General features: G+C 33.7%; 3 protein-coding genes. 2 read left to right on the top strand and 1 reads right to left on the bottom strand.

Going from position 1 to position 3,228, the window contains the following annotated elements; translation table 11 throughout:
- The first annotated feature begins 42 nt into the window (after window positions 1–42).
- The gene (locus tag ACJMLH_RS09770) at window positions 43–567 is read left to right on the top strand and encodes a hypothetical protein (RefSeq protein ID WP_405277169.1); all 525 of its coding nucleotides are present in this window, start codon (window positions 43–45) and stop codon (window positions 565–567) included.
- Here the strand turns inward: ACJMLH_RS09770 and ACJMLH_RS09775 are convergent, their stop codons facing one another.
- On the bottom strand, window positions 568–2,007 hold the full coding sequence (locus ACJMLH_RS09775) for a GNAT family N-acetyltransferase (RefSeq protein WP_405277171.1): 1,440 nt from the start codon (window positions 2,005–2,007) through the stop codon (window positions 568–570).
- Between the two features lie 106 nt (window positions 2,008–2,113).
- On the opposite strand from ACJMLH_RS09775, the gene ACJMLH_RS09780 reads away from it, so the two are divergent.
- Entirely contained in the window at window positions 2,114–3,064 is a 951-nt protein-coding gene (locus ACJMLH_RS09780) for a ketopantoate reductase family protein (protein ID WP_405277173.1), read from the top strand.
- Window positions 3,065–3,228: the final 164 nt, after the last annotated feature.

Genomic DNA, 3,228 nt, shown 5'->3' on the forward strand with positions numbered 1-3,228 from the left:
TATATAGTTTAAATTAAATAACATTAAGCAGGTGAAATAATAATGAAAAAACTTTATGCATTACTGGTAATTTTGATAATTGCATACATCGGTATAAATGTTGCTGCAGATAATTTACATTTGAATGACACAAATGCAACTGATACTGCCAAAGGCAAGGGTGAAACTGCAGTTAATGCAAGCCTGCCAAGTCTTGACAGCTTCAATAAGACTCAAATAAATGACACTACTGTAAGCTACACAGATTCAAGTTACAATATGACCATTTATGTAAATAAACTGGATAACAACAGTATACCATTATCTGATATTGTAAACGGCCTCAATAAAGGAGATTATACATCAAACCAAACTATTACAGAAAACGGTGCGACAACTTACTTCTTATACAATGAAGGTCCGGATTCATATAATGCAGATATTTACTTTAACAAAAATAAGCAGAACTACTTGATTAAAGGTACCAACATTACTTATGAAAACAGTGATTACTTCATAAGTCACTGTAAAAGTATAATAAGTAGTATGGGATCTGATGACAGTTCAAGTGGTATTAGCAGATGGTAATTAATTTAAATTACCATTTTTTATTTCTTTTTTTAACTCTAATGCATCATCATCGCCAAATTGATCTAGATAATTTAAAACTAGTTGTCTGCCTTCAAGTTCCTCATTTTCGTAGAAATATCTTTCAAAATCACTATAATCAAAGGCATCCAATTCATATTTTTCAAACAAATGGAGAGGGTGTGAGGTTAAAAAATCATAACCCTCATTTGTGATTTTATTGTCTTTGAAATAGCTATTCTCATCCAGATAATCCTTAAGTATGCTCCATGAGATATTGTATGAATTTTCACAGGTTATTATGGCGTATTCAAGTTCAATACCTTCGGATATCAGTTTCAAAAATTTATATGCAACGTATCTGATATCCTCAATGTAATCATAATCTGATTCGTCGATAGTGCTCAAAAGGCTTTCAAACATCTCTTGAGGATTATAATTCAGATTTATGCCGCAAAAGTGGCAGAACCGGTCATGCGAATCTATCGGCATATTGCAGTATGGACATGTGTCAGAGTGGGATTTTATGGTTGGTTTTTTATTTTCGTCAAACAGATATGCCAATCGTATAAGCAGAGACTCATTGAGAATCATTCCTGCTTCATACTCCTCAATCATTTGCTGTTTAATCTCAAAAGCCTTATCATAGGTTACATGGGCATCATCAATAAGAGATTCTATATAGCTTGAAAAATTTTCATCATCTCCGACAACCTCTTCAATGTCATATGACTTTACCGGAAGCTTTTCTTCGAGGTTTGATATCTCATTCATTATGTCCACATCGTTTTCTAAAAGGAATTCCCTGATTCTATTGAAATAATCATCACCAATAGATTTTCTTTTTTCAATGCAGTCGTAGTGGACAATATCATAGTTTAAAGGTGCGCTGTATGCGATTATGTTTTTATCAATGTCAAGAAAATGTATGCTTGAGCATATGTTCAAGTCATAAAAATGAGTTGACAGCTCCTCCGTCTGATATTCACTGTTTGATTCTACATGATTTCCCGGAACAATAAATTCAAGAGAGCTTGCAACAAGATTGTCTGATATTTTTGATGCGAAACCATATTTAATCAGCAGTTCAACAACCAAACGTGTAGGCTCGATAATGCTTGGCTTGTTGTATTCAACCATTGTCTGTTGAAGTTCTGAAAAGAACAGTCCGTTTCCCCTGAATTCAGGCAGTACGAAAATGTTGTTTAGGGCTGCGGTTATGAATTCAGATGAAAAGTCATAGCTGCAGAATCCGACGACTTTGGAGTCTAAAACAAGTTCCTTGAATAGGTTACACTCGAGACCTTTTAGGATTATTCCTTCATTATTCACGGCATCATATAGATAATCATAATTAGTCTTTAATATATGATCCACATCCATGGGAGTTTCGGATAGATAGACCCTTTGCGTGTTGTCAGCTCTTATTGAATACTTCATTTTGTTCCCCATAATTTTGGTATACCTAAATTTTTAATTTTCATGACTTATATAGTTAACTAAAATTATTATACAAGAAAAACAAAGTATAATATGAGGTGTTAAAATGAATATACTGGTTATTGGCTCTGGAGCCGTAGGAATAGGACTTGCAGCATCAATGTTGTCACAGGGTGCTGACATATCAATATTTGCAAGAGATAAAACTGCAAAAGCAATAAAAGAAAATGGAATCAAAAGATGCGGACTGTTTACCCATTATGAATTTACAAGCGATGAAGTGAACGTGTATGAAACCTATGAAGAAATTCCAAAAGAAACAATCGAGTATGTGTTCATCACTTCAAAGACAACAGCAAACGATGACATCTCCAAAAAATTAAACACACATAGAGACATCCTGAAAGAGGATTTCAAAATAATTATTTTCCAAAATGGATTTGGAAACGATGCAGCCTACCTGAGATTTTTTGACAAAACCCAGGTTTTCTCGGCACGTGTAATAACAGGATTTACCCGCCCTGAAAGGCACATCAGTGAAGTTACAGTATACACAGAACCCCTGCTGATAGGTTCACTTCAAAAGCAGGATCCATCCGAGTTACAGCCAATAGCAGACATGATAACCTCATCAGGAATCCAATGCAAACTGACCGGTGAAGTTGACAAATATCTCTGGGCAAAAATGCTGTACAACTGCGCACTAAATCCTCTGGGTGCAATACTTGATGTTAACTATGGAAAACTTACGGAAAACGAATATTCAAAAGAGATTATGGACAGCATTATCGATGAAATATTTGATGTCATAAAAGCAAGCGGATATGAAACATTATGGGAAAATTCACAAGAGTATAAGGACATATTCTATTCAAAACTGGTTCCGGATACATACAATCATTACTCATCAACACATCAGGATATCAAAAGAAAAATAAAAACGGAAATAGACTCACTAACAGGCAAGGTAATTGAACTTGGTGAGGCAAATAACGTTGATGTAGGTACAAATAAAATTATCTATAACCTAATTAAATCAATAGAAAGTGATTTTTGAAGATAAATAAACTAAACCTTTATATAGGTTGAAAAACAATATATTCATGTTCATATTGTTATATACTATTTTTTTAAAATATGAACAATGGTGATGGTTGAAATGAGCATTCGTTTGTATTCCTTTAGTGGTGTTTAGGAAGAGAATGTTCATTTGTTTTTAAA

The organism is Methanobrevibacter sp., from assembly GCF_045116495.1.
Lineage (GTDB): Archaea > Methanobacteriota > Methanobacteria > Methanobacteriales > Methanobacteriaceae > Methanocatella.